This is a genomic window from Flavobacterium sp. SH_e (assembly GCF_025717045.1).
GTDB lineage: Bacteria > Bacteroidota > Bacteroidia > Flavobacteriales > Flavobacteriaceae > Flavobacterium.
In genome coordinates, this window is the sequence record NZ_JAOVZN010000005.1 from 444,386 (window position 1) to 469,088 (window position 24,703).

Consider the following 24,703-nt stretch of genomic DNA (forward strand, 5'->3'; position numbering starts at 1 on the left):
AGTTGCGTACTCTTATTTAATTCTCCATCAACTCAATATCCATTGTTTTAATCAAACCGTTTTCAAAAGTATAAACATGTTTTACAAATCCGTCAAACATCAAATTGCCTTGAAGATCTTTTACATTTTGATGCACTTTTACTTCTAGACTTCCATTTTCTCTTTCATCAAAACCAACAGGCTCCACTATCGGATTAATTTCTGTCCATTGTCTCGTCCAATATTGACGGATTTCATCGTGACCGCTTATATATCCGCCTTCCCAAGCTTTTGACCATTGTACATCTTCTTGCATGGTTGATAAACAGTTGTCGATATTTCTTTCGTTAAAAGCATTGTAAGCTTTTTCTATTACGTGTTCAAATTGATTTGACATAGTGTGTTTATTTTAATTAGTTTCATAAAAGCAAGATAGAAATTATAACTTTTTAATAAAAATCTCTATAAAAAAGAAAACCCTAAAAACCAACTTCGATTATTATCAAACTTTTAATTTTAAATGGTTTTTAGAAAATTTTAAGAAACCTTACTTTTCAAATTGCTATATTTGGCGCACTTTAAGCAAGTATACGCCGTCTTTTAAGAAACAAAACAACTCCTGATTGCTGTAAATGAAACCTGTAAAGTTCATATATATCGTTTTACTTTCGTTGCTCTCTTTTTTTAGAGGCACCGAGACGTATCAGCCGATTTATAACATCAGCAACTGTATTACTTTAGATAGCGTTGCGGCAGACGACACGCAGATTTTTTCTTCCGACTTTTCTTCTTCTAAAAATCTAGAAGTTCATTATAAGCTCAAAAAGAAAATGAAATGCAGAGCAACTACTTTAGAACAAAGTACAATCAGAGCTCCGTATCTCAGCAATTTGGTTAATTTCAAGCTTTATAAAGAAAGCTTAATTTATGGTATAGCTTCAATATACCATATCGAAAGACATCCTCATCTTCACTTATACCAACTTTTCTAGGCTTTAATTTTTTGACGTTTTTATATTTCCAAGTTCTGGAACAATTTCTCATTTATCTAATGTGAGTAATTTGATATTGCTATAAAAACATTCCTAAAACGGTACTTTTCTAAACAGAGAAGCATCCGAATTCATTTTTATTTTCTGTTTAGACTGTTGTCGAAAACAAAATCCAAATTCATACTCCCGATATTTTAATATTAAGGGAGCATATCTATTTATTCAAAAATTTAAACCTAATGATGAGCATTTATAAAAATCCATTCCTTTTATGCACCTTGGCTTTATTCGTTTTAGTCTCGTGCGGAGATAAAGCAAAAAAAGATTCAAACAACATAAAAACGGTTCCTGTTTATAAGGTAACTCTAAAAGACACCATAGTTTCGAGCAAATTTGTTGCCGATGTACATGCTAAAAACAATGTAGAAATTCACGTTCGTATTCCTGGTTTGCTAGATAAAGTTTACGTAAGTGAAGGACAAAAAGTAAAAAAAGGACAAATCCTTTTCAAAATAAGCGACGTTGAACTTCAGATTCAACTCTTAAAAGCCGAAGCCATTTACAAAAGTGCTAAAGCCGATTTGAGAATTGCAACTGTCGAATTGGAACAAGCGCAAACCTTATTCAATAAAAAAGTAATTGCAGACAAAGAATTAGAATTATCTAAAGCAAAACATGAAGCCGCATCCGCGAAAGTAGCACACGCCGTTGCAGAGAAAAAAGCAATTAATCAGCAAATTAGTTTTACCACAATCCGCGCACCATTTGACGGAACCGTTGATAGAATTCCGTTTAAAGAAGGAAGTTTAATTGAAAACGGTTCATTGTTAACTACTGTTTCTCAGTTAGATGACGTTTACGCTTATTTCTCAATTCCTGAGAATACTTATTTCCAGATGATGGAAGACAAGACCTTAAATACGCAAGGCGATATCAAATTAATATTACCAAACGGACTAGTTTATGACCAAAAAGGAGAATTAAGAACCGCCGACGGAGAAATCGACAGAGAAACCGGTTCTATTCAATACAAAGCAAAATTTCACAATCCCCAAGGTTTTATCAAACACGGAACTTCTGGTAAACTAATTATTTCAGAACCAAAAACCAATGCGATTTTAATTCCGCAAAAAGCAGTTTTTTCTATTCAGGACAAACAATATGTATTTGTGGTAAAAAAAGATGGAGTAGTTAAAATGACAAATGTTACAATTGAAACCACTCTTGATGATGTTTACATTCTAAATGAAGGTTTAAAAAGAGACGACCTAATTGTAGAAGAAGGCACGCAATCATTGAGAGACGGCGATAAAATCAACATCAAACAAATGTAGTTTATCGACTTGTAAAACAGTTATTTAATTATTGATCTAAAAAAATAAAAATGATAGAGTTATTTATCAGAAGGAAAATATTGTCATTAATCATCTCGGTTATGATAGTCCTTCTGGGATTGCTGGCGTTGTTTCAGCTCCCTATTACCCAATTCCCAGATATTGTACCACCGTCTGTAACCGTTACAGCAAAATATACAGGAGCAAATGCAGAGGTTTCAGCCAATGCTGTTGCCCTTCCGCTCGAAAGAGCCATAAATGGAGTTCCTGGAATGACCTATATGTCAACCGTAACTTCAAACGACGGTTTAACCTTAATTCAGGTTTTCTTTGAAGTAGGAACCGATCCCGATTTGGCGGCTGTAAACGTTCAGAACAGGGTTACTACAATTTTGGATGAACTTCCAGAAGAGGTAATTCGTGCCGGAGTTACAACCGAAAAAGAGGTAAATAGTATGTTGATGTATTTGAACATTACAAGTACCGACAAGACTCAAGATGAGCAGTTTATCTTCAATTTTACGGATATTAATATTCTTCAGGAATTAAAACGTATTGATGGAGTTGGACGTGCTGAAATTATGGGACAAAAAGAATATTCGATGCGTGTCTGGTTAGATCCAGAAAAAATGCTTTCGTATAATATTTCGGCAAATGAAGTGATTAATTCGCTTCAAAAACAAAACATTTCTGCCGCTCCAGGAAAAGTTGGCGAAGGTTCTGGACAAATGAACAATCAATTGCAGTACGTAATCAAATACGGCGGAAAATTCTTTGAACCTAAACAATATGAAGAAATTCCTTTAAGAGCCAATGCTGACGGAACGATTTTAAGACTTAAAGACATTTCTAAAATCGAATTTGGTGCGATGAGTTACGGAATGGTTTCTAAAACCGACGGAAAACCTTCTGCATCAATCATGTTGAAACAACGTCCAGGTTCGAATGCATCTGAAGTAATTGCGAGTGTAAAAGAAAAAATGGCCGAATTGAAAGGTTCTTCTTTTCCTCCTGGAATGGAATTTAATATTGCTTATGACGTTTCCCGTTTCCTTGACGCTTCGATTCATGAAGTTTTAAGAACGTTAGTTGAAGCTTTTATTTTAGTAGCATTTGTCGTTTTTCTTTTTCTTCAAGATTGGAGATCGACATTAATTCCAGTTTTAGCTGTTCCGGTCGCACTTATTGGTTCGTTTACTTTCATGTCTATGATGGGATTTTCAATCAACTTATTGACACTTTTCGCATTAGTACTTTCTATCGGAATTGTGGTCGATAACGCTATTGTTGTTGTCGAAGCTGTTCACGTAAAAATCTCCGAAGAACATATGTCGCCAATGGATGCAACAATTAGCGCTATGAAAGAAATTACTGGTGCCGTTATTGCAATTACGATTGTAATGGCTGCGGTATTTATTCCAGTTGCTTTCTTGAGCGGTCCGGTTGGAGTTTTCTACAGGCAGTTTTCTTTGACAATGGCAATTAGTATTGTCATTTCTGGAATTAATGCGCTTACCCTTACTCCTGCTCTTTGTGCTATTATGCTGAAAGCGCACGATCCGAATAAAGAGAAAAAATCACTTTTAGACCGTTTCTTCCATAGATTCAATAATTGGTTTGATAATATTACTTCGAAATATATCAAAGTATTAGTAAAATTTGCCGATCGTAATACCGTTACAGTTGGTTTATTGGTTCTGTTTTGTGTTTTAACTTGGGGAACAACTAAATTCTTAGCATCAGGATTTATTCCGACAGAAGATCAAGGAATGGTTTACGTAAGCGTTACAACACCACAAGGTGCAACGGTAGAACGTACTGAAAAAGCTTTAGACGAAGTAACACGAATTGCAAAAGAAATTAAAGGTGTAGATAACGTTACCACTCTTGCGGGATACAGTATTGTTACTGAAATCGCTGGAGCTTCGTACGGAATGGGAATGATCAACCTAAAAGACTGGAGCGAACGCGATATTTCGGTAACCGAATTCATGGCAGAACTTACCGAAAAAACCAAAAACATTACCGATGCACAAATCGAGATTTTTGCACCGCCAACTGTTCCTGGTTTTGGTAATACGAGTGGTTTTGAGCTTCGTTTATTGGATAAATCTGGAGGAAGCATCACAAATACAGATAAAGTGACCAAAGAATTCATAAAAGAATTAAATGCTTCGCCAGAAATTCAGAATTCTTTCTCGAGTTTTGACGCTACTTTCCCGCAGTATTTAATTCATATTGATTATGATTTGGCAGCTAAAAAAGGAATTTCGGTAGACAATGCCATGAGCACTTTGCAGACGATGTTAGGTTCTTTTTATGCAACCAACTTTATCCGTTTTTCTCAAATGTATAAAGTTATGGTTCAAGCAAGTCCGCAATTCCGTCAAAATCCAGAAAGTATTTTGGATATGTATTTGAAGAATGAAGCAGGCGAAATGGTTCCGTTTTCAACTTTCATCAAGCTAGAAAGAGTTTACGGTCCAGAGGTTTTAACGCGTTACAACATGTACATGTCGGCTATGATTAACGGTGAACCTGCCGAAGGATATAGCTCTGGAGATGCCATTGCCGCTGTTGAAAAAATTGCTGCAGAAAAACTCCCAAGCCGTTTTGAATTAGAATGGTCTGGTATGACGCGTGAGGAAATTTTATCAGGAAATCAGACAATCTACATTTTTGCGCTTTGTATACTATTTGTATACTTATTATTGGCTGCGCAATATGAAAGTTTGTTGCTTCCATTCCCAGTATTATTAAGTCTTCCTGTTGGAGTTTTCGGTTCTTACATCGCGCTTGTAATGGTCGGACTGGACAATAATATTTATGCTCAAGTAGCACTCGTCATGCTGATTGGTCTGCTCGCCAAAAACGCCATTCTGATTGTAGAATTTGCCATGGCACAGAACAAACTCGGGCGAGACATTATCGAAGCCGCGATTGAAGGAGCCAGACTTCGTTTCCGCCCTATTTTAATGACTTCATTTGCCTTTATTTCAGGATTGATTCCGTTGTGTATCGCTTCTGGTGCGGGTGCAATTGGTAACCGTTCAATCGGGACAGCAGCTGCGGGTGGAATGTTAATCGGAACCGTGTTTGGTCTTTTGATTATTCCTGGACTTTACATACTGTTTGCGAAATTGGAAAAACGAGTAAACAAATCTTAATGTACAATTTTTAAACACATAGAATCATAGGATTTGGAAAGCGTGGAAAGGCGTTTCACTTAGCTTAAATAAACATAGCTGTATGGTAATCAGCAATCCCAAAGTTGAAACTTTGGACTATGTTCATTCAGCTATGTGTTAGAAACTAGTTTCTTTCAACTCCCTTTTGAGAATAAAAAATCTATGTTTCTATGTGTTAAAATAAAAATTTAGACAAAAGATTGAACAAATAAAATTAAACAATGAAAGAAATATTAAATCAATATAAAAATACTGATGTGATAAGGACAACCAAAAGTGCCGTTGTAATAACCGGAATTTTACTTTTGACAGCTTGTTCTGCGCCAAAAGTCAGTAACAAACTAGATGCAGCAAAACTTCCAGAAAATTTTGATGCACAAAGAAAAGAAACTTCAAGCGAGACTTTTATTCCATTAAAAACGGAAACCTTTTTTAAAGACCCGAAATTAGAGGAATTATTAAAGAAAGCCATTGCCAAGAATCCTGATTATTTAATCATGCAAGAAAGAATTCTGATTGCCAATTCGCATTTAAAAGTGGCAAAACTGGCGCTTCTTCCCTCTTTAGATTTTGTGGCAGATGCTTCTGGAACGCATTTCGGAAAATATACAATGGAAGGCGTTGGTAACTTTGACACTAACTTTTCTCAGAATATTACAGACAAACAAAAAATCAATGAAAATGTTTCTCCTAACTTTTTTCTGGGAGCGAAAGTTTCTTGGGAAGCTGATATTTGGGGAAAACTAAGCAATCGAAAAAAAGCAGCTCAACAGCGATTTTTTGCTTCTCAACAAGGAATGCGATTATTACAAACGCGTCTTTTAAGTGATGTTGCTGACTTATATTTCAAACTGATTGCTTTAGACAAACAAGCTGCGATTTACGATAACAACTTGAAAACGCAGGAAAGAGCGCTTGATATTGTTTCGGCACAAAGATCTGTTGGAAAAGCTACAGAATTGGCTGTGCAGCAGTTTAATGCACAAAACAATAATATTCATGCCGAAGCTTCAGAATTAAAATTAAGCATCGATCAGACCGAGAAAGCTTTATTGACACTTTTAGGTGAATATGGCGGAAAAGTTGACAGAAGCAGCGATTTCCTAGCGGGACATTTAGAAGTTTTAAACCAAAAAATAAGCGTAGATTCTATCATTCATAAAAGACCTGACGTATCTGAAGCTTACTTTGAATTGCTTGCCAGCAATGCCGATGCAAAATCGGCTCGCGCTGCCTTTTTTCCGACGGTAAATCTGGGTGGATATGCAGGTTTCAACTCGTTTTCATTCAATACTTTATTTGATGCGGGTTCTTTTGCTTGGCAATTATTGGGCGGTTTGACAGCTCCGGTTTTCAATAAAGGACAGATTAAACAAGAATTTTATGTTTCCAACAGAAGACAGGAAATTTCATTTCTTCAATATCAAAATGCAGTCACAACAGCTTTTAATGAGTTAAGCGCTTTACTGCACAGGAACGAAGCTTACGAAGATGTTTTAAAATATAAATTGAACGAAATTGATCATCTCGAAATTGCAGTAAATGTCTCAAACGATTTGTATTTGAGCGGTTATGCCAATTATCTGGAAATCATCAATGCGCAAAAAAATAAATTGCAAGCCGAATTGGATTTTGTTGACATCCAGCTTCGAAATGCAAACTCACAAGTATTGCTGTACAAAGCTTTAGGCGGAGGAATAAATTAGTTTATATGTTGGTCAAAAATGGCTTCTGTTTATAATAGCTCATCGCAGAGGTTGTTTTTAAGTCCCGTTTCTATTTTGAAACGGGATTTTTTTATTAAAACATGCCCCGTAGGACTAAATTATTTTTAACACATAGATAAAAGCCCTATATTTTACCGCAAAGTCCGCAAAAGATTTTACGCAAAGTGCGCAAAGTTTTTTTGAATCATTACAATGAAAAAAGTTAGCAAAGCGATATCTGCACAAAGCTTTGCGAACTTAAAATATCGATTAGGATTAGTCTCAGAATAAAAATGTCTTTGCGAACTTTGCGTTAATTTTTTATTCCCTTCAACAAGAAAGCGATTGTTTTTTGATCGAAATTTTTCGGTTACACTTAACATCTATTATCTTTATTCCAAAAAACAAAAAATGGATATTTCCAGAATCCTTGATCTTATATACCAACTTCCTGAGCAATCTAAGCTCGCTCTGCAAAACAATGTTACAGAAATAGCTTTTGCTAAAGGGCATATTTTGCTAAAAGCCAATAAAGTAGAATCGAATATTTATTTTATAAAGAAAGGATTGGTGCGAGCTTATGTAGAAAGAGATAATGAAGTTACTTTTTGGTTTGGAAAAGAAGGCGAAACCGTGATTTCGATGAAAAGTTATGTTGAAGACCAACCCGGATATGAAACTATCGAACTTTTGGAAGATTGCGAATTGTACGAACTCAAAACAGAAAATCTTAGAAAACTCTTTAATGAAGATGTTCACATCGCCAATTGGGGAAGAAAATTTGCTGAAAAAGAATTAATAAAAACCGAAGAACGTTTGATTTCTAAACAGTTCCAAAATGCTTCTGAACGTTATTTGGAATTAATGAAAGATCATCCTGAACTCCTTCAAAGAGTACAGTTAGGACATATTGCCTCTTATTTAGGAATAACACAAGTTAGTTTAAGCAGAATACGTGCAGAATTAAAATAACTTCATTTTTTATCATTTGTTAATTTTTTTCTGATTTCCATAAAAGAACTTTGCATCACAAAATTTTAACTATATGAACTGGATTATTTTAATCATCGCGGGTCTATTTGAAGTAGCCTTCGCCTCATGTCTCGGAAAAGCAAAAGCAACAACTGGTACCGAAATGTACTATTGGTATATTGGTTTCTTTATTTCATTAACTGTAAGTATGCTTTTATTAATGAAAGCTACTGAAACGCTTCCGCTGGGAACTGCTTACGCTGTTTGGACAGGAATTGGCGCTGTTGGAACGGTTTTAGTCGGTATTTTTGTTTTTAAAGAACCTGCAGCTTTCTGGAGATTGTTTTTCTTAGCCACTTTGGTTGGTTCTATTGTGGGTTTAAAAGCGGTTTCTCACTAAAAATATATTTTACAATTATATTCAACTTTGTCAAAGTTTTAGGCTTTGACAAAGTTTTTTTTGTTTTAAAACATATTGTTTACTCCATTCTTTCCATTACTAATAACCACAATCTTGTCATTCCGACGAAGGAGGAATCACACGCGGAATTCGACAAAGATTGGAGAAATTTGATACGGAGTTTCTAGTGTGATTCCTCCTTCGTCGGAATGACAAACTTTTGACACAAACTGCTGCCCTTAACTTTGACAAAGTTTGCACCTTAGTTTTGCGTCTTCAGCTTGGAATTTGGGATTTAAAAAATTTGGAATTTAAAACAACTAATGCAATTTCAGCATCACATGATAAAAAAATAGCATTTTACATCATTATTCTCTCTTTTATCTTTGTCAAAAAATAAAGCCTAAAATAAAAAATGACATTCAGCCATTCCATTAAATCTTTTGACGAATTAACTAATCACGAATTATACAATATGCTACGTTTAAGAAGCGATGTATTTGTCGTTGAACAAAACTGCCCTTACCTTGATTTAGACAATAAAGACCAAAAAGGTTTTCATTTATTGTATTATGTCAATAATGAATTGGCAGGTGTGACACGATTGCTTCCTAAAGGAGTCTCTTATGAAGAAATTTCTATAGGAAGAGTTTTAATTGCAAGATCTCACCGTGGATTAGGCTTGGGAGTAAAACTAATGGAAGCTTCGATTGCAGGTTGCGAAGAAAAGTTTGGAAAAGCTCCAATCCGAATTAGTGCGCAATACCATTTATCCAAGTTCTATCAATCGTTAGGTTTTGTAGAACAAGGAGAAGTTTATGATGAAGACGGAATTCCGCATATCGGAATGCTGAGAGCCTAACGATTTACGGAATAATCAATTTTAAAACATTGGAAAGCACGGGATTATGATCTTCGGTTCTCCAATTGACATATAAATCGGTTTCTAGCGGCAATTTTATAAATCGAATTCCTGGAATTTCATGAAAGACATACGAATCGGGCAAAATTGCGATTCCAAGTCCTTTTCGAACCAAAGCAATTATAGAAGAACCAAATTCAGATTGAAGATAAGGTTCTGGTGCGTTCTCCAAAGAATTGAATAATCTCTGAATAAGGTCGCTGTAACTGCTTCCGTCGTCATTAGTTGGCAAAATAAATTTCTGAAAAGCGAGGGTTTCTTTAGTCAGATCTTCAAGTTTTTGGTAAGGATGATTCTCTGGAACGACAACTGCTAAGTGATCGGTATAGATTTTTTGAGATTGAATATCTTTTGCATTATTAATATCTCTGGTAATCGCCAGATCAATTTTATAATTTCGCAGAAAATCCTGCTGATTCTCGTACAGCACCTGAACCAGTTTGATTTTTAGTTTTGGAAAAGCTTCTGAAATACGCGATAAAATCTCAGGCATAAGAGAAGCCGAAATAGAATCGGGATGAGAAATGGTAATGGTACCGCTCTCCCCTAACTGAATCTGGCGGGCAGATTGATGAATAAATTCTAATTTACTCATTTCTACCTCCCATTTTTCTTTTAAAAACTGGCCAGCAGCAGTTAGTTTTACATTGCGTTTGTTACGCTCAAACAACTGAACGCCAAGCTGATTCTCAAGAGACTGAATCTGACGGCTAAGGGCTGATTGTGTAATATTCATTTTTCCGGCGGTGTTCCAGAAATGAAGTTCGCGGGCCAAAGCCAAAAAATATTTTATCTGCTGTAAATCCATTGATGCAATTTACGCATTTATCACAAACAAAAAATAGCTTTTAACGCATTAAAGAAATAAAAAATGAACATGCTAAAAATAACCAAAGCCACAACAGATAACATTTTAAAGCTTCAAGCAATTGGCCGACAAACCTTTTCTGAAACTTTTGCAGATGTAAACAGCGAAGAAAATATGAAAAAATATCTGGACGAAAGTTTCGCTACAGCAAAACTGACAGCAGAATTAAACAATCTTTCATCTTATTTTTATTTAGCTGTTTTAGACGAAAAAGTCGTTGGTTATTTGAAATTGAATACTGCAGAAGCTCAAACCGAAAAAGAAGATTTAAATGCCTTAGAAATAGAACGTATTTATGTCGCAAAAGAATTTCACGGCAAAAAAGTCGCACAAGCATTATATGCTCAGGCAGAAAAAATCGCCGAAGAAATTAAGGCAACCTATATGTGGCTTGGCGTTTGGGAAAAGAATTTTAGAGCCGTGAGCTTCTACACTAAAAATGGTTTCGTACAATTTGACACACATATTTTTAGATTAGGCGACGAGGCACAAACTGATTTAATGATGAAAAAAGCATTGATTTAAAATGGAAAGAAGACAACTTTTATTGTTTTTATTAATTCTAGGCACTGCATTTTGGGGAGTATCTTACTCTGTTACCAAAATGGCAATTGGCAACTATTCGCTAAACGTATTTCTATTTTATCGCTTCCTTCTCGCTGTAATGGTATTGAGTATCATTTTTTGGAAATATGTGAAAGACATCAATCGAGAAGCTATTAAAACAGGTTTTATTTTAGCTGTTCCAATGTTTTTAGGCATTCAATTACAAACTGTTGGACTTAAATATACAGATGCTTCCCAATGCTCTTTTATTGCAGGATTAACCGTAATTATTATTCCGTTATTAAAACTAGCAATTTATAAAACCAACGCTTCACTAAAAATCTGGATTGCCGCTTTGACGGCTTTAACTGGGTTATTTATTATTGCCATTCAGGATAAATTTACCATAAACTTCGGAGATTTATTTACCATTGCGGGAGCCTTTGCTTTTGCAGTTTATTTGATTGCTGTTGAAAAACATTCGGCCACCAAAAACCTCTTATATTCTATTGTTCCAATGTTTGCGTTTTGTGCGCTTTTTACTTTTTTTATTGCACTAACAGACAGTACATCAGAATGGTTTCCTCAAAACAATACGTTTTGGATGGGCGTAATTTATTGTGCTTTGTTTTCTACCGCTTTTATGTATACGGTTTCAAACATTTCGCAACGTTATTTATCGGCAGAACGTGTGGCGGTAATTTATTTGTTTGAACCTGTTTTTGGTGCAATTGGCGCTTTTTTTATTTTGGGAGAAAACCTTTCTTGGCGACTGCTTTTAGGCGGAACTTTAATTTTTTCTGCCACTATTATTTCTGAGGTGAATTTTAAAAGTGAAAAACTAAAGTTGTTGATTAGAAAAAACTGATATTTTAAAATATTTCACGCAGATTTAAAAGGATTTAAGCAGATAAACGTAGATTTTTATTTTAATAAATATTTTTAAATCTGCTGAATCTGTGTGAAAAAAAAATACATCTTTTATATCAATCCTCAATCAAGCTAATCTCAAAAACCGTTTTTCCATTTTCACTTTTATGCGAAATATAACCGCCGTGTGCTTCAATAATATTTTTAGATAAAGTCAGTCCAATTCCTGCTCCTTCTGTTCTGGTGGTGAAAAACGGAAGAAATATCTTTTCTTCAATCTCTTTTTCAATGCCTTTTCCTGAATCTGAGACTTTTATAAAAATACGGTTGTTTTTTGCTTCCGCCGAAATCGAAATTTGTTTCTGATTGCTGTTTTCTAAAGCATTAATCGAATTTGTCAATAAATTAATCAATACCTGTTCAACTTGTTGCGAATCTATATTTATCAAATAGTTTTGAGTAACACCATTAATCACTTCAATATTGTTTTTCCTAAACAACGGATTCATAACTTGAATGCAATTTTCAACGAGTTGCTGTAATGACGTTTTTTCTTTTTTAGGCGAAGGAAGCATAGCCAATTTTCGATATCCTTCAACAAACTTCTGTAAATGATCGCTTCGTCTCAGCATCGTCTGCACGCTGTGTTTTATGTCTTCTAAGTCTTCTGTCGAAAGCGAATCTTGTTCTACCAAATCTTCCAAATTCTGGCAGATCGAGCGAATTGGCGTGATGGAATTAAGCAATTCGTGCGAAATCACTTTCATCAAGTTAATCCATGCATCTTTTTCTTTTTTCTCTACCACATTCTGAATCGAATCTAACAAAACAATAAAATAATCCTGTCCAAAAATTTCGGTTCTTGAAGCCTGCAAAACAAACGTCTGTTTGCTTTGTTCATTTATGCTAAGTTCAATTGAAGTTTTAATTTCATGAAAATCATCTTCTTCTATAATTTCGCATAAAGACGGCAGCTGGTTCTTAAGATATTTCCACTTGGAAACTTTCGAAACATTAAAATGGCTCGAAAAATAATCGTTCATCAAAAAAATACTCCAATCACTTTCTTGTTTCTGCAAAATAATAACACCAGATTCTATATTGTTTAAAATTGAACGGTAAATAATGTCTCTCGTAACTTGCTCATTTTGTTTATCTTTCAAGGTTTCATACAAAATAAACAGCTCGTTATAAGTACTGTTGAATTTATGCTTAGAAAAATCAGAACTAAAATCACCCTGAAGTATCGAAGAAATTGTTTTATTATAGATTAAAACCATATTTCTAACATAAAAATACATTTCTCTTCCCAACAGAAAAACCATGCAAAGTCCAAAAATTCCCGTAAAAAGCAAACCAATTCGAAAGAAAAAAAGCGACAATTCGATTCCGATTACGATAAAAATTAATCGCAGAAAAAGGAGTTTGTAAGTTTGTAAAGTCCTTAACATAATTAGTCGATATTGATATTAAATTTCTCCAAACGTCTGTACAGCGCGCCTCTTGACAATCCTAATTCTTCAGCAGTTTTGCTGATATTGTTGTTGTTTTTAAGAAGTGCTTTTTCAACCGTTGCTTTTTCAACTGAAGAAAGCTGAATATCATCTGGATTTTCCTCGTAAGGCGTTATTGTTTCTAAATCCAGATCAGAAATCGTAATCGTATTATTTTCGCAAAGAATTACGGCGCGTTCGATCTTATTTTCCATTTCGCGAATATTTCCATTCCAAGCGTGTTTTTCAATCTGTTCCAAGACTTTTTTATCAAAAGTAATTTCGTCCCTTCCGTACTTTTCAATCATTTTATCCAAAAGATATTCGGCAAGCGGAATCTTATCTTCGTGACGTTGTCTCAGTGGAGGCAAAACAATTTCCATCGTATTAATGCGATAATACAAGTCTTCACGAAAGTTTTTGTCGGCAACTTCTAGTTTTAAGTTCAAATTGGTTGCTGTAATAATACGCACATTCAGAGGTCTTGCTTTCGTTTCTCCTAATCTTATTACCGTTTTGGTCTGAATAACCTGTAATAGTTTTGATTGCAAATGAAGCGGTACATTTCCTATTTCGTCCAAAAAAATAGTTCCATTTTGCGCCATTTCAAAACGTCCAGCCGTATCCGTTTTGGCATCTGTAAAAGCGCCTTTGGCATAACCAAACAATTCACTTTCGAAAATGTTCGAATTTAAAGAACCTAAATCCACAGCAATAAACGGCTGATTTTTCCTTTCAGATTGTACATGAATATGATGTGCCAAAACGAATTTCCCAGTTCCATTTTCACCTAAAATCAAAACATTAGCGTCGGTTTTTGCTACTTTATCTGCAAGGGAATAAGCCTTTTTTATAATTTCAGAATTTCCGATGAAGAAATCATTTTTAACTTCAACTTCATCGATTTTCTTTTTGTCTTTTCTCGCTTTATCAACGGCTTGTTTTACCGATTCTAAAAGCTTTTTGTTTTCCCAAGGTTTTAGGATATAATCAAAAGCACCTGATTTTAAACCTTCAACAGCAGTTTCAACTTTCCCAAAAGCAGTCATTAAAATCACAACTGTTTTTGGCGAAAGCGTTTTTATTTCTTTTAGCAAATAAAGGCCTTCTCTCCCATCTTCAAAACCTAACCTATAATTCATGTCTAACAAAACAACATCGATAGCATTTTTCGACAACAATTCGACAATGTTTTTCGGATTATTGAGTGTAAAAATATTCTCGAAATACTTTTTCAGATAAACTTTTGATGCAAAAAGAATGTCTTCCTGATCGTCGATGATTAAAATGGATGCGTTGGTCTTTTTCATTGTTGTTCAGTTTTGGACGAAAGGTGTCCAATAATGGACAGTTTGTTTTTTTATCAAAAAATAAAACATTAAAAATAAAGCAGTTACAAGGTTTAAATTCTTGGCATGAAAATCACATTAGAACTTGTAAATCATTAATAATTAACGCCTTTCGGGAGTACAAATAACAAATAAATAGTGATAATTTGAAAATAAATTATCTTATTTTTCAGACTTGTTTCTGTCATTTCCGAAGGCATAAAATTTTTAAAAGAAAATCAATCAAAACCCAAAACAGTCAATTATGATTAACATTACAAAACTTTCAAAAGTATTTAGAACTGAGGAATTAGAAACCAAAGCATTAAGTGGAATTTCGTTAACCATCAATCAAGGAGATTTTATTTCGATTATGGGACCGTCTGGAAGCGGAAAATCTACTTTATTAAACATCATCGGACTTTTAGACAGTGCTTCAGACGGAAGTTACAAGCTTCTTGATCAGGAAATAGTTGGTTTAAAAGAGAAATCAAAAGCAAAAGCCAGAAAAGAAAACATCGGATTCATTTTCCAGAATTTCAATTTAATTGATGAATTATCAGTTTTTGATAATATCGAATTGCCTTTAATTTATGCCAATGTTTCTTCTGCCGAAAGAAAATCTCGAGTAAATGAAATAGCAAAAATATTAGGAATCTCGCACAGATTGAAACATTTTCCGCAGCAACTTTCGGGCGGACAACAGCAGCGTGTAGCGGTTGCAAGAGCTTTAATCAATAATCCGAAAATTATTTTGGCAGATGAGCCAACAGGAAATTTAGATAGTAAAAACGGAAATGAGGTAATGGAATTACTAACCGATCTTCATGCTAGCGGATCGACAATCTTAATGGTTACACATTCTGATTATGATGCTTCTTTTTCGCAGAAAACCATTTTAATGAAAGACGGAATGATTCTTTCTGAGAAAGTAAATCATAGAAATGTAGATGTTTTGGTTAATTCAAATAATTAGGGATATGCTGAAAAATTGGATTAACATATTTATTTATCAAATCAAAAACAACAAGCTGTTTTCGATTTTGAATATTTTAGGATTATCGATAGGAATGGCAACTTTAATTTTTGCTATTCTTTTTTGGAACGATGAGCATTCTTACGATCAATGGAATCCCGAAAAAGACAAAATTTATTCGGTTCTAAATGACATTGGAGATCATAATATCTGGACATCAAATGCGGCAACACTTGGACCGATGTTAAAAGCTGTCTCTTCAGACGTTGAAAGTTACTGTTATTTTTTCAGTTCATATGAAAAAGATGCGGTTTCATACAAGGAAAAAAGAGAAGTTCTAAACAATATTTTTACTGCTCAAAGTAATTTTTTCTCTTTCTTTCCCTATAAATTTATTCACGGAAACGGCAAAACAGCTATTCAGGATCGAAGCAGTATTGCACTTTCTGAAGAAACTGCCGAACGTTTATTTGGAACTGAAAATCCAATGGGAAAACTAGTTCGTTATGACGGTCAAATTTTCACTGTTCGTGGTGTATATGATCTTTCTGAAAAATCATCTGTAATGCCAGATGCTATAACAACCGTTATAGATGATGATTTAAAAAGAACAAAAGACGATTGGACTTATCATTATGGGCTAGTTCTTAAAATAAAGAATCCAAATGCTACAGCTGCGGTCATAAAAATAATGAACAATTTGTTCTTTGAAAATTGTACAAAACTGTACGCAAAACAAGAAGGTATCACCGTGATGGAATTTATAAAAAAATACGGCGAACCTGTAAAATCAGACCTATTGCCTTTGCCTAAAGCTAAATTATACTCTGGAAGCCAACCTTTTGCTGAGCCAAACGGAAATATGCAATATCTCATAATTTTAATGGGTTTGTCCATTTTAATCTTATCGCTTTCTATTGTAAATTATATTAATCTAGCAACAGCAAACGTAATTAAAAGAGCAAAGGAAATTGGTGTTAGAAAAATTGCAGGTGCAGGAAAAGAACAAATTGTAGCTCAATTTATTTTTGAAACCGCTTTAACAACTATTTTTTCTGTTTTAATTGCTTTAGTGATTGTCGAAATTTCACTTCCATTTTACAACTCTTTTCTCGATAAAGATTTGGCATTATTAGGTTCTCAGTTTTACATTCAATTGATTTTAATCACGTTACTTGTTATAATTGTTTCTGGAGTTTTGCCAGCGATTTATGTTTCAAATTTTGAAGCTTTAAAAGTTTTGAAAGGCAATTTTTCAAGAAGCAAAAAAGGAATTTGGCTTAGAAACGGGATGCTGGTTTTACAATTTGCAATTGCTGCTTTTTTCATCATCGGATCTTTTATTGTTTATAAACAAGTCCGTTTTATGACAGAAAAGGATTTAGGTTTTAAAGGCGCGCAAGTTTTGGATATCACATTTAAAGCCAAAAAAGATAAAAATCAATACGAGCGTTACAAATTGATCAAACAAGAAGCGAGTAAAATAAAAGGTGTCGAAGCTATTTCTACCGCATTATTTGCAATGGGATCTATGGAAAACTCTTGGTCAAGTGCGAGTTATAAAGATAATAAACCTTTTTTGATACAAGAAATGGCAATGGATTTTGAAATGCTAGACATGTTGAATGTTAAAATTCTCAAAGGAAGAAAGCTAAATCCTGCCTTTTCTTCAGATACCATTTCGTCTGTTTTATTAAATCAAAAAGCAGCTAGCTTACTTTCTGAGAAAGATCCTCTCAATAAAATCATTTATTGGAGAGATCAAAAGGTAAAAATAGTTGGGATTGTAAACGATTTTAATTACTTCGGAATGGAAAGCCAAATTGCTCCAATGATGTTTTTTTACGTTACAAAAATCAATGGAGTTAAAGATGATATTCGACATATTTTTATTAAAATTTCACCTGATGATATGCAGGAAACCATTGCTGGAATTAATAAATTTTGGATTGAAAAAGTAGATTCAGAATATCCGTTTGAATATAATTTTGTAGATAAGAATTATGCAAGAACGTTCAAGAAATATGAAAACCAAAGAGATTTATTTGCTTTACTGAATATCATTGTAATCCTAATTGCTGTATTCGGATTGTTTTCTCTGGCTTCTTTTTCGATGGAAAGAAAACTTCGCGAAATTGCCATTAGAAAAACTCTTGGCGCAGATACCGATGTATTATTAAAAGAATTATCCAAACAATATGTAGTTTTCTGTATAATCGGTTTTCTAATCGGAATTGCTCCTGCATATTTCTTATTGGGAAAATGGCTCGAAAACTTCGCTTTCCGAATTGATATTCCTCTACTGCCCTTTTTCCTAGCCTTTATATCGTTATTATTCTTAACCCTGACGATTGTTCTCGCAAAAGCCTATCAGGCAACAAAAGTGGATGTTTTAAAATATCTAAAATACGAATAAATAACTGTTTTTTTCTCGCTGATTATACAGATTTAGCAGATTAAAGCATTAAAAACTTTGCGTCTTAGCGCCTTTGCGAGCAATTTTTCAAAGTATTGAGAAAAATACTTAAAATAGAATCTCGCAGAGTCGTTAAGGCGCAAAGTTATTTATATTCATTCTTAAACCGATTTTGACATTCGTCAATGTTTTTTTCCTCGATTAACTTTACTTTTGAAAATGATTAATTTTTGAGAAATGATGAGTGAACTTGAGACTTTAATTCAGAGCAAATTACAACTAGAAAATGATGAACTTAACACCATTTTGTCTTGCTTTAAATTAATACAAGTAAAGAAAAATGAGCAATTGCTGCAAAGCGGAACTGTTGCAGATAAAATCTATTTTATCAAAAAAGGCTGTCTGCGTTTGTATTACAGTACCGAAGATCACAATATCACCACTCGTTTTATGGCTTTTGAAGGCACATTTTTAACCTCAATCGTTAGTTTTATTTCTAGAGAACCAAGCTCAGAATATATCGAAGCCGTGGAAAACTCAGATCTTTTTGCGATTTCTTACGAAGATTTTTTCAGACTTCGCAACACAATTCCTCAATGGGATAAAATGTATATCTACATTCTCGAATATGGTTTAACTGTCATTACCTCAAAACTCAGCAGTTTATTAACGCAAAATGCTGCAGAACGGTATCGCAATCTTCTTAAAAATAACCCAGAACTCATTCAGAGATTGTCCAACGCCAATCTTGCATCATACCTTAATATTTCGCCAGAAACATTAAGCAGAATAAAATCACAGATTTAACTTTCTGTCAAAAATTAAAAAAACAAAACAACATTAAAAAACATTTTCTATCATGAGAAGTGATGAAGTAAAAAAAGGCGTTCAGCGAACTCCTCACAGATCCTTATTGCGAGCTACGGGCTTGAAAAACGAAGACTTCGGAAAACCATTTATTGGAGTTGCGAATTCGTTTATTGAAATTATTCCGGGGCACTTTTTCTTAAATAAAGTTTCTGAAATTATCAAAGAAGAAATTCGTGCTAATGGCTGTGTTCCGTTTGAATTCAATACAATCGGAATCGATGACGGAATCGCAATGGGACATGACGGAATGTTATATTCGCTTCCAAGCCGTGAAATTATTGCCAACTCCATAGAAAGTGTCATGAACGCTCATAAATTGGACGCCATGATTGCCATTCCAAACTGTGACAAAATTGTTCCAGGAATGATTATGGGAGCTTTAAGAGTTGATGTTCCTACTATTTTTGTAAGCGGTGGACCAATGTCTAAAGGTTACACCAAAAACGGAACTGCAATTGATTTAGCTTCTGCATTTGAAGCAGTTGGAAAACACGAAGCTGGAAAAATAACCGACGATGAATTGTATGACATAGAGTGTAATGCGTGTCCAAGCGGTGGAAGCTGTTCTGGAATGTTCACGGCTAATTCTATGAATACTTTAATGGAAGCGATGGGGATTGCTCTTCCAGGAAACGGAACAATTCTAGCGCAAACTCCTGAACGCGAAAAATTGTATCGTGAAGCTGCGAGACGAATTTGTGATATTGCGAAAGATCAGCAAGCTATTGAAAAATTCAAACTGAAAAATATTTTGAATGAAAATGCTGTTCGAAATGCTTTTGCTGTAGATATGGCAATGGGCGGAAGTACCAATACTGTTCTTCATATGCTCGCAATCGCAAACGAAGCTAATGTCGATTTTAAACTTCAGGATATTAATACCATTTCTGGAAATGTTGCACATATTGCTAAGATTTCGCCTAGTTTGAGCACCGTTCACATGGAGGACATTAACAGAGCTGGCGGCGTAAATGCGGTTATGAAAGAGATAAACAAAAGAGGTTCAGGTGTTTTAATTGATAATCTTACTATTAGCGGTGAAACTTTATTGGAGAAAATCGCAAATGCTGAAATTAAAGACACAACAATTATCCATACCATTGATAATCCGTACAGTAAAGTTGGCGGATTGGCTATTTTATATGGAAATCTTGCAGAACAAGGTGCTGTAATTAAAACAGCTGGTTTAACTGGAGATCGCGTATTTACGGGAAGCGCAGTTTGTTTTGATGGTCAAGCCGAAGCAATTGCGGGAATTATGATGGGAAAAGTAAAAGCTGGAAATGTCGTAGTTATTCGTTACGAAGGACCAAAAGGCGGACCTGGAATGCAAGAAATGCTTTCTCCAACCAGTTTAATTATGGGAATGGGACTTGGAAGTTCTGTAGCTTTAATCACTGACGGAAGATTCAGCGGTGCAACTAGAGGAGCTTCAATTGGTCACGTTTCTCCTGAAGCTGCTGAAGGCGGAATGATTGGTTTGGTTAAAGATGGTGACGAAATTCACATTGATGTCGATCGATATATTTTATCCGTTAATTTGAGTCATGAAGAAATCGCAGCAAGAAGAACTGCTTTTAAACCTTTGAAAAAACCTTTAAATTCAAGATGGCTTTCTCAATATAGAGCGTTGGTAACAAATGCAAGTACGGGGGCTGTTTTAAAAACAGATTTGGATTAAAACATACTTTTTCAAATACTTACAAAAAAGCTAAATCAAAATGATTTAGCTTTTTTTATTTTATTTTAATATCTTTAATAAAACTATGCTCAAAACTATCAACCTAAACTATTAAAAAATGGAAAAGATAACCAACAAAAAAACGTTATTTTTACTCTCGATTGGAATTTTCATTATCGCGGCTTCTGTTATTCTTCCGCATTTTTTTAAAATTTCTGATTTTTCCAGAGGTTTATTAGTTGGAACAGGAATTGGCTTTATAATAAAATCAGAACTCTTCTCTATTTTTTAGTAAATCCTTTTCTTGTCATTTCGCCCCAGCCCTTGGTTCCCATAACTTTTTCTTTATAACCAACTAAAGCGGCATAAACCGTAAGCGGATGAAAATAGAAAGGTTCAATAAAGGCTGCAATCAACAATTTGAAAAAATCGGCCTGTTTGGGATACTTATGGTATGTTTTTTCTTCGCTGTATAAAGCAATAACCGAAAATAAAACGGCAAAAGAATACACAAAAAGTAGTAGAAGGAAGAAAAAGTGCCAGTTCAGCAATCCGAAAATTATAAATACAGCTGTTATAACAAGTCCAATGAATTCTATAGCTGGAGCCAGGAATTCAAACAATGTCCAATACGGCACACTCAGCAATCCTAACAATTTATATCTTGGATTTAAGAACATTACTCTATGAAAACTTAAAGTTTCAATTGTTCCTCTCATCCAGCGGCTGCGCTGTTTTTTAAATATCTTGAAATCTTCTGGAGCTTCGGTCCAGCAAAGCGGATCTGGAATATAACTTACTGAATAAGGCAGTTTATTTTCAAGCATATAACGGCGCATTCTCACGATTAATTCCATGTCTTCTCCAACCGTTTTAGTGCTGTATCCGCCAGAAAGTATGGCAATTTCTTTATCAAATGCACCAAAAGCACCGCTAATTAGCAATAATCCGTCTAGTTTTCCCCAAGCCATTCTTCCTAAAAGAAATGCTCTCAGATATTCTAAAACCTGGATTCTAGACAACATCACATCTGGAATATTCACTTCTACCAAACGTCCGTTTTTAATCACACATTGATTAGCAATTCTCACTACGCCACCTGTTGCAATAATTCGCTTTCCGTGAGATTCTAAAAATGGTTTTGCTAGTTTTAAAAGCGAATCTTTATCTAAAATACAATCTACATCAATGCAAACCACATACGGATTTTGTGCAATGTTTAATCCAACATTTAACGCATCTGCTTTACCTCCATTTTCTTTGTCAACAACAATTAATTTTTTGAAAGCCGCATTTCTTGAAGTGTAAATTCCTTTAATTTTTTTAGTTTCAATTTTTGGATGAAAATCCAATTCTGTCAAAACTAAATCGTAAGTTTTGGTCAGGATTTCCATTGAATTATCTTTACTTCCGTCATTTACAACAATAACTTGATAATTATTGTAGTTTAGCGAAAGAAGCGATTTTACATTTTCTTCAATAGTCATTCCTTCATTATAAGCAGGCGCAATCAGCGAAAGTTTAGGAGCAAATTCACTGGTAAGCAACACTTCATAATCAACAAAACTGTTTCTTTTAAGATACCTTCTAAGCTCTTTTGTCGAAATATAAGCCAGCATTAAATAGGAAGACATGATTAGTATGGCGTAACCAAGAATCAGGAGTATATAAATATCCAAAAACCATTCTATTTCAGTATTAAAAAAAGTCATTTCCTTATAAAATTAAATGGTTAATGTCTGCAAAATGCTTTGCGCTTCGTATTTTATTACTGTATTTGAAGCCTGAGCCGCCAACTGCGCTACATGCGGAACTTTCTGCGTCAGCTTAAGTTCTTTTATAAGTTTCAGACCAAGTGTAACGACAGTTGTGTTTTGTGATTCTAATAAAAACTCAATTCCTTCTGTATCACCAATATCATGCTTCTTAAAAGCATTAATAATATTCAACTGCATCCAATCGTCTATTGGGTCTGAATGTTCAACTAAATATGCAATACTCTTTGTGCCTCCTAGTTTAATACAAGCATTTATTGCTGTAATTTTCAGTGTTTTATTTCTGGCTTTCGAGAATGCAATAATCAAATCAAATCCTTCATTTACATTAAACTCTGCCAATTCTGTAATTGCTCTACATTTTACTTCCCATTTTAAGCTTTTCAGTCTTCTAAACGAATCTTTTATTAATCCAGAATCTTTATAAAATTGTTCCAGTTTCTTGGCATAAATCCCTTCATAATTTTTATGAAGATTAATAAGAGATTCTGTCAAAACTTCTCTAAAAAAAGAAGTATCAAAAAGAACTAAAAAGTTTTTATCCTCTTTTATTGTTGAAAATGATGTATCTTCAAAAATAACAGATGACATTACTTTTTCAATTAAACTACTGTATTCATTTCTAAGCCTTTCTTTTTTTATTTTATTGCTTCGGCTAGCAACAATAATAAGGTACATAATGAACGAACCTAATATAAATAGATAGATTGAAAAAGTAAGAAAAGGCACTTCCCACTGACCGGCTTTATATAGTTCCCAGATTTCTGCCATATTAAAAGCGTTTTGTTACAATTAACTGAACATTAAACCTATTTCTATATTCTCCAGGTATATATTCTTCACGCTCATAAAGGAAAATAGGGCGCACAAAAAATGAATCACCAAAACGATGCTGATATTGGATTCCTGCACGATATGCCTTTAACGGCTGTGTAAAACTGTTGTAGAGATACAAATAAGGAACGTTTCCATATTGTAATTCCAGTCTAATAATACGCTCTTTTTCTTCGTTTACGCGCTGAACACTTAAAACATGAGAAAACAATTCGTTTGAAATATCATAGTAAGGTCGGTAACCAAAACTGTAAATTCCTGCATTATACACTACTTGCCCTGTAAGCAACGTAATATCGTCTGTGTCAAAATGCATAAATCTTGCTCCAAGCGAAAAATCAAACTTTTTTTGCGGGGCAAAATAATATTCTACACCTCCTTTAGCCACAGGAAATATAGTCTCGCCAGTTGAAACTCCAGCATTTGCATATAAATAGCTTTTATTTGAAAAAGTTTGATAAAAATCGGTTTCAAATAACATTTGGGTATCACCACTTATATTTCCGATGTTCGCTCTTCCAACAATAGCCGATTTGCTAAATTTATGTGAATATTCGACATATCCGTAGTGAAATGGAGACTGTCCAGGCTCTGAAGTAGAGACATTTAAATAAGAAGCCGAAACTGCATTTTTTGCTTTTCGCCCAATAAGTGTTCTAATTCCTCTGAAAGCCTGAGTACTATTATCAATATAGGCTGATTTTTGAATTAAATCTAATGCTTCTTCATCACGGTTTAACTTCTCCAGACAAGTTGCTTTGGTTTTTAATACATCAACCGATTTTGGATCAATAGCTAAATATTTATCGCAATATGAAATACATTTTTCATAATCTTCTGTCCAAAAGTAAACGTTTATTAGTGCTTGTAAAGCTTCTGAATTCGGATTGTTTCTGTCTGCCAAAGGAGACAACACTTTTATTGCTGTTTTGTAGTCTTTTTTCCAGCTGTAAATTCGTCCTGTATAAGTTTGTATGTCTTCGTCGTTTGGAAATTTGGCGCGTAAGGGATCTATTAACGTTAATGCTTTGTCGTAGTTCTGTTTTTCAACTTCAAGTTTCACATTGGCTAAAGTCTCATCAACATTTATTTCTTGTCCAATTGCAATGGAAGAAATAAACAAAAGGCAGATAGAATAATATAGAAATTTCATTAGGCACGTTTGTTTAGTAATTTATTGATTCTCACTAAAAGCACAGCCGGACTGACTGGCTTGGCAATAAATTCATTTGCACCAATATCAAAAGAATCCAGTTCTGTTTGCTCGACGCCTGAAGAAGTCAATATAATTACAGGAACATCTGATTTGAGGCTTTGTCTAACATATTGCGTAATCTCCATACCGCTTACGCCAGGCATGTTAATGTCTGTCAATATTAAATCATAATTTTCTTTTTGGATCGCTTCAAGTGCTTCTTTACCATCAGAAAATTGGTCAACACTAAATCCTTTAGACTCTAAGAAAAAAGATAATGATTTGCGTAGGATATCATTATCTTCGGCTAAAATAATTCTCATTTTTTTATTTTTTATCTTGGGGACAACTTAATTTA

The 24,703-nt window shown here is 34.2% G+C and carries 22 protein-coding genes; 14 read left to right on the top strand and 8 right to left on the bottom strand.

Features of this window, described 5'->3' with window-relative positions; genetic code table 11:
- Nucleotides 1-16: 16 nt before the first annotated feature.
- Nucleotides 17-376, bottom strand: a complete 360-nt coding sequence (locus OD917_RS09880; RefSeq protein ID WP_263523373.1) for a nuclear transport factor 2 family protein — start codon at nucleotides 374-376, stop codon at nucleotides 17-19.
- A 235-nt stretch (nucleotides 377-611) separates the two neighbouring features.
- On the opposite strand from OD917_RS09880, the gene OD917_RS09885 reads away from it, so the two are divergent.
- The 7 genes from OD917_RS09885 to OD917_RS09915 all read left to right on the top strand — a co-directional run bounded on the left by OD917_RS09885 (nucleotide 612) and on the right by OD917_RS09915 (nucleotide 9,433).
- Nucleotides 612-971: a hypothetical protein gene (locus OD917_RS09885; protein WP_263523374.1), complete on the top strand. Its 360-nt coding sequence runs from the start codon at nucleotides 612-614 to the stop codon at nucleotides 969-971.
- 239 nt (nucleotides 972-1,210) lie between these two features.
- On the top strand, nucleotides 1,211-2,305 hold the full coding sequence (locus tag OD917_RS09890) for an efflux RND transporter periplasmic adaptor subunit (protein ID WP_263523375.1): 1,095 nt from the start codon (nucleotides 1,211-1,213) through the stop codon (nucleotides 2,303-2,305).
- 50 nt (nucleotides 2,306-2,355) lie between these two features.
- Nucleotides 2,356-5,472, top strand: a complete 3,117-nt coding sequence (locus tag OD917_RS09895) for an efflux RND transporter permease subunit (protein ID WP_263523376.1) — start codon at nucleotides 2,356-2,358, stop codon at nucleotides 5,470-5,472.
- A 242-nt stretch (nucleotides 5,473-5,714) separates the two neighbouring features.
- Entirely contained in the window at nucleotides 5,715-7,199 is a 1,485-nt protein-coding gene (locus OD917_RS09900; RefSeq protein ID WP_263523377.1) for a TolC family protein, read from the top strand.
- A gap of 411 nt (nucleotides 7,200-7,610) precedes the next feature.
- Nucleotides 7,611-8,171 (top strand): Crp/Fnr family transcriptional regulator, encoded by a 561-nt coding sequence (locus OD917_RS09905; RefSeq protein WP_263523378.1) that lies wholly within the window; start codon nucleotides 7,611-7,613, stop codon nucleotides 8,169-8,171.
- 73 nt (nucleotides 8,172-8,244) lie between these two features.
- A complete protein-coding gene (locus OD917_RS09910) occupies nucleotides 8,245-8,571 on the top strand; it encodes a DMT family transporter (RefSeq protein ID WP_026728926.1) in 327 nt (108 codons plus the stop codon).
- Nucleotides 8,572-8,986: 415 nt separating this feature from the next.
- Nucleotides 8,987-9,433 (top strand): GNAT family N-acetyltransferase, encoded by a 447-nt coding sequence (locus OD917_RS09915; RefSeq protein WP_263523379.1) that lies wholly within the window; start codon nucleotides 8,987-8,989, stop codon nucleotides 9,431-9,433.
- Between the two features lie 4 nt (nucleotides 9,434-9,437).
- On the opposite strand, the gene OD917_RS09920 is transcribed toward OD917_RS09915, so the two are convergent.
- On the bottom strand, nucleotides 9,438-10,301 hold the full coding sequence (locus tag OD917_RS09920; RefSeq protein ID WP_263523380.1) for a LysR family transcriptional regulator: 864 nt from the start codon (nucleotides 10,299-10,301) through the stop codon (nucleotides 9,438-9,440).
- A 63-nt stretch (nucleotides 10,302-10,364) separates the two neighbouring features.
- Between OD917_RS09920 and OD917_RS09925 the strand changes: the two genes are divergently transcribed.
- Together OD917_RS09925 and OD917_RS09930 are read left to right on the top strand one after the other, a co-directional pair.
- The gene (locus OD917_RS09925; protein ID WP_263523381.1) at nucleotides 10,365-10,886 is read left to right on the top strand and encodes a GNAT family N-acetyltransferase; all 522 of its coding nucleotides are present in this window, start codon (nucleotides 10,365-10,367) and stop codon (nucleotides 10,884-10,886) included.
- A 1-nt stretch (nucleotide 10,887) separates the two neighbouring features.
- Nucleotides 10,888-11,775, top strand: coding sequence for a DMT family transporter (locus OD917_RS09930; protein WP_129746779.1), 888 nt, complete (start codon nucleotides 10,888-10,890; stop codon nucleotides 11,773-11,775).
- A gap of 118 nt (nucleotides 11,776-11,893) precedes the next feature.
- Here OD917_RS09930 and OD917_RS09935 read toward each other — a convergent pair whose 3' ends face one another.
- Together OD917_RS09935 and OD917_RS09940 are read right to left on the bottom strand one after the other, a co-directional pair.
- Nucleotides 11,894-13,228 carry a sensor histidine kinase gene (locus OD917_RS09935; RefSeq protein ID WP_263523382.1) on the bottom strand — a complete coding sequence of 445 codons (1,335 nt, stop codon included), beginning with the start codon at nucleotides 13,226-13,228 and terminating at the stop codon, nucleotides 11,894-11,896.
- 2 nt (nucleotides 13,229-13,230) lie between these two features.
- Complete coding sequence (locus OD917_RS09940; RefSeq protein WP_263523383.1) at nucleotides 13,231-14,580, bottom strand: sigma-54-dependent transcriptional regulator; 1,350 nt, start codon at nucleotides 14,578-14,580, stop codon at nucleotides 13,231-13,233.
- A 283-nt stretch (nucleotides 14,581-14,863) separates the two neighbouring features.
- On the opposite strand from OD917_RS09940, the gene OD917_RS09945 reads away from it, so the two are divergent.
- The 5 genes from OD917_RS09945 to OD917_RS09965 all read left to right on the top strand — a co-directional run bounded on the left by OD917_RS09945 (nucleotide 14,864) and on the right by OD917_RS09965 (nucleotide 20,833).
- Complete coding sequence (locus tag OD917_RS09945; RefSeq protein ID WP_263523384.1) at nucleotides 14,864-15,574, top strand: ABC transporter ATP-binding protein; 711 nt, start codon at nucleotides 14,864-14,866, stop codon at nucleotides 15,572-15,574.
- Nucleotides 15,575-15,578: 4 nt separating this feature from the next.
- Nucleotides 15,579-17,990, top strand: coding sequence for an ABC transporter permease (locus OD917_RS09950; RefSeq protein WP_263523385.1), 2,412 nt, complete (start codon nucleotides 15,579-15,581; stop codon nucleotides 17,988-17,990).
- A gap of 237 nt (nucleotides 17,991-18,227) precedes the next feature.
- A complete protein-coding gene (locus OD917_RS09955; protein ID WP_263523386.1) occupies nucleotides 18,228-18,797 on the top strand; it encodes a Crp/Fnr family transcriptional regulator in 570 nt (189 codons plus the stop codon).
- Nucleotides 18,798-18,849: 52 nt separating this feature from the next.
- Nucleotides 18,850-20,541, top strand: coding sequence for a dihydroxy-acid dehydratase (ilvD, locus tag OD917_RS09960; RefSeq protein WP_263523387.1), 1,692 nt, complete (start codon nucleotides 18,850-18,852; stop codon nucleotides 20,539-20,541).
- A 118-nt stretch (nucleotides 20,542-20,659) separates the two neighbouring features.
- Nucleotides 20,660-20,833: a hypothetical protein gene (locus OD917_RS09965; protein WP_263523388.1), complete on the top strand. Its 174-nt coding sequence runs from the start codon at nucleotides 20,660-20,662 to the stop codon at nucleotides 20,831-20,833.
- Here OD917_RS09965 and OD917_RS09970 read toward each other — a convergent pair.
- Genes OD917_RS09970 through OD917_RS09985 form a run of 4 tightly spaced genes read right to left on the bottom strand, consistent with a single transcriptional unit; the run spans nucleotide 20,823 to nucleotide 24,668 of the window.
- Entirely contained in the window at nucleotides 20,823-22,253 is a 1,431-nt protein-coding gene (locus OD917_RS09970) for a glycosyltransferase family 2 protein (RefSeq protein ID WP_263523389.1), read from the bottom strand. The two genes, OD917_RS09965 and OD917_RS09970, sit on opposite strands and share 11 nt — an antisense overlap.
- A gap of 12 nt (nucleotides 22,254-22,265) precedes the next feature.
- A complete protein-coding gene (locus tag OD917_RS09975; RefSeq protein ID WP_263523390.1) occupies nucleotides 22,266-23,087 on the bottom strand; it encodes a HEAT repeat domain-containing protein in 822 nt (273 codons plus the stop codon).
- Nucleotide 23,088: 1 nt separating this feature from the next.
- Nucleotides 23,089-24,303, bottom strand: a complete 1,215-nt coding sequence (locus OD917_RS09980) for a YaiO family outer membrane beta-barrel protein (RefSeq protein ID WP_263523391.1) — start codon at nucleotides 24,301-24,303, stop codon at nucleotides 23,089-23,091.
- Nucleotides 24,303-24,668, bottom strand: a complete 366-nt coding sequence (locus OD917_RS09985) for a response regulator transcription factor (protein WP_263523392.1) — start codon at nucleotides 24,666-24,668, stop codon at nucleotides 24,303-24,305. Before OD917_RS09985 ends, OD917_RS09980 begins: the two co-directional genes overlap by 1 nt.
- Between the last annotated feature and the right edge of the window lie 35 nt (nucleotides 24,669-24,703).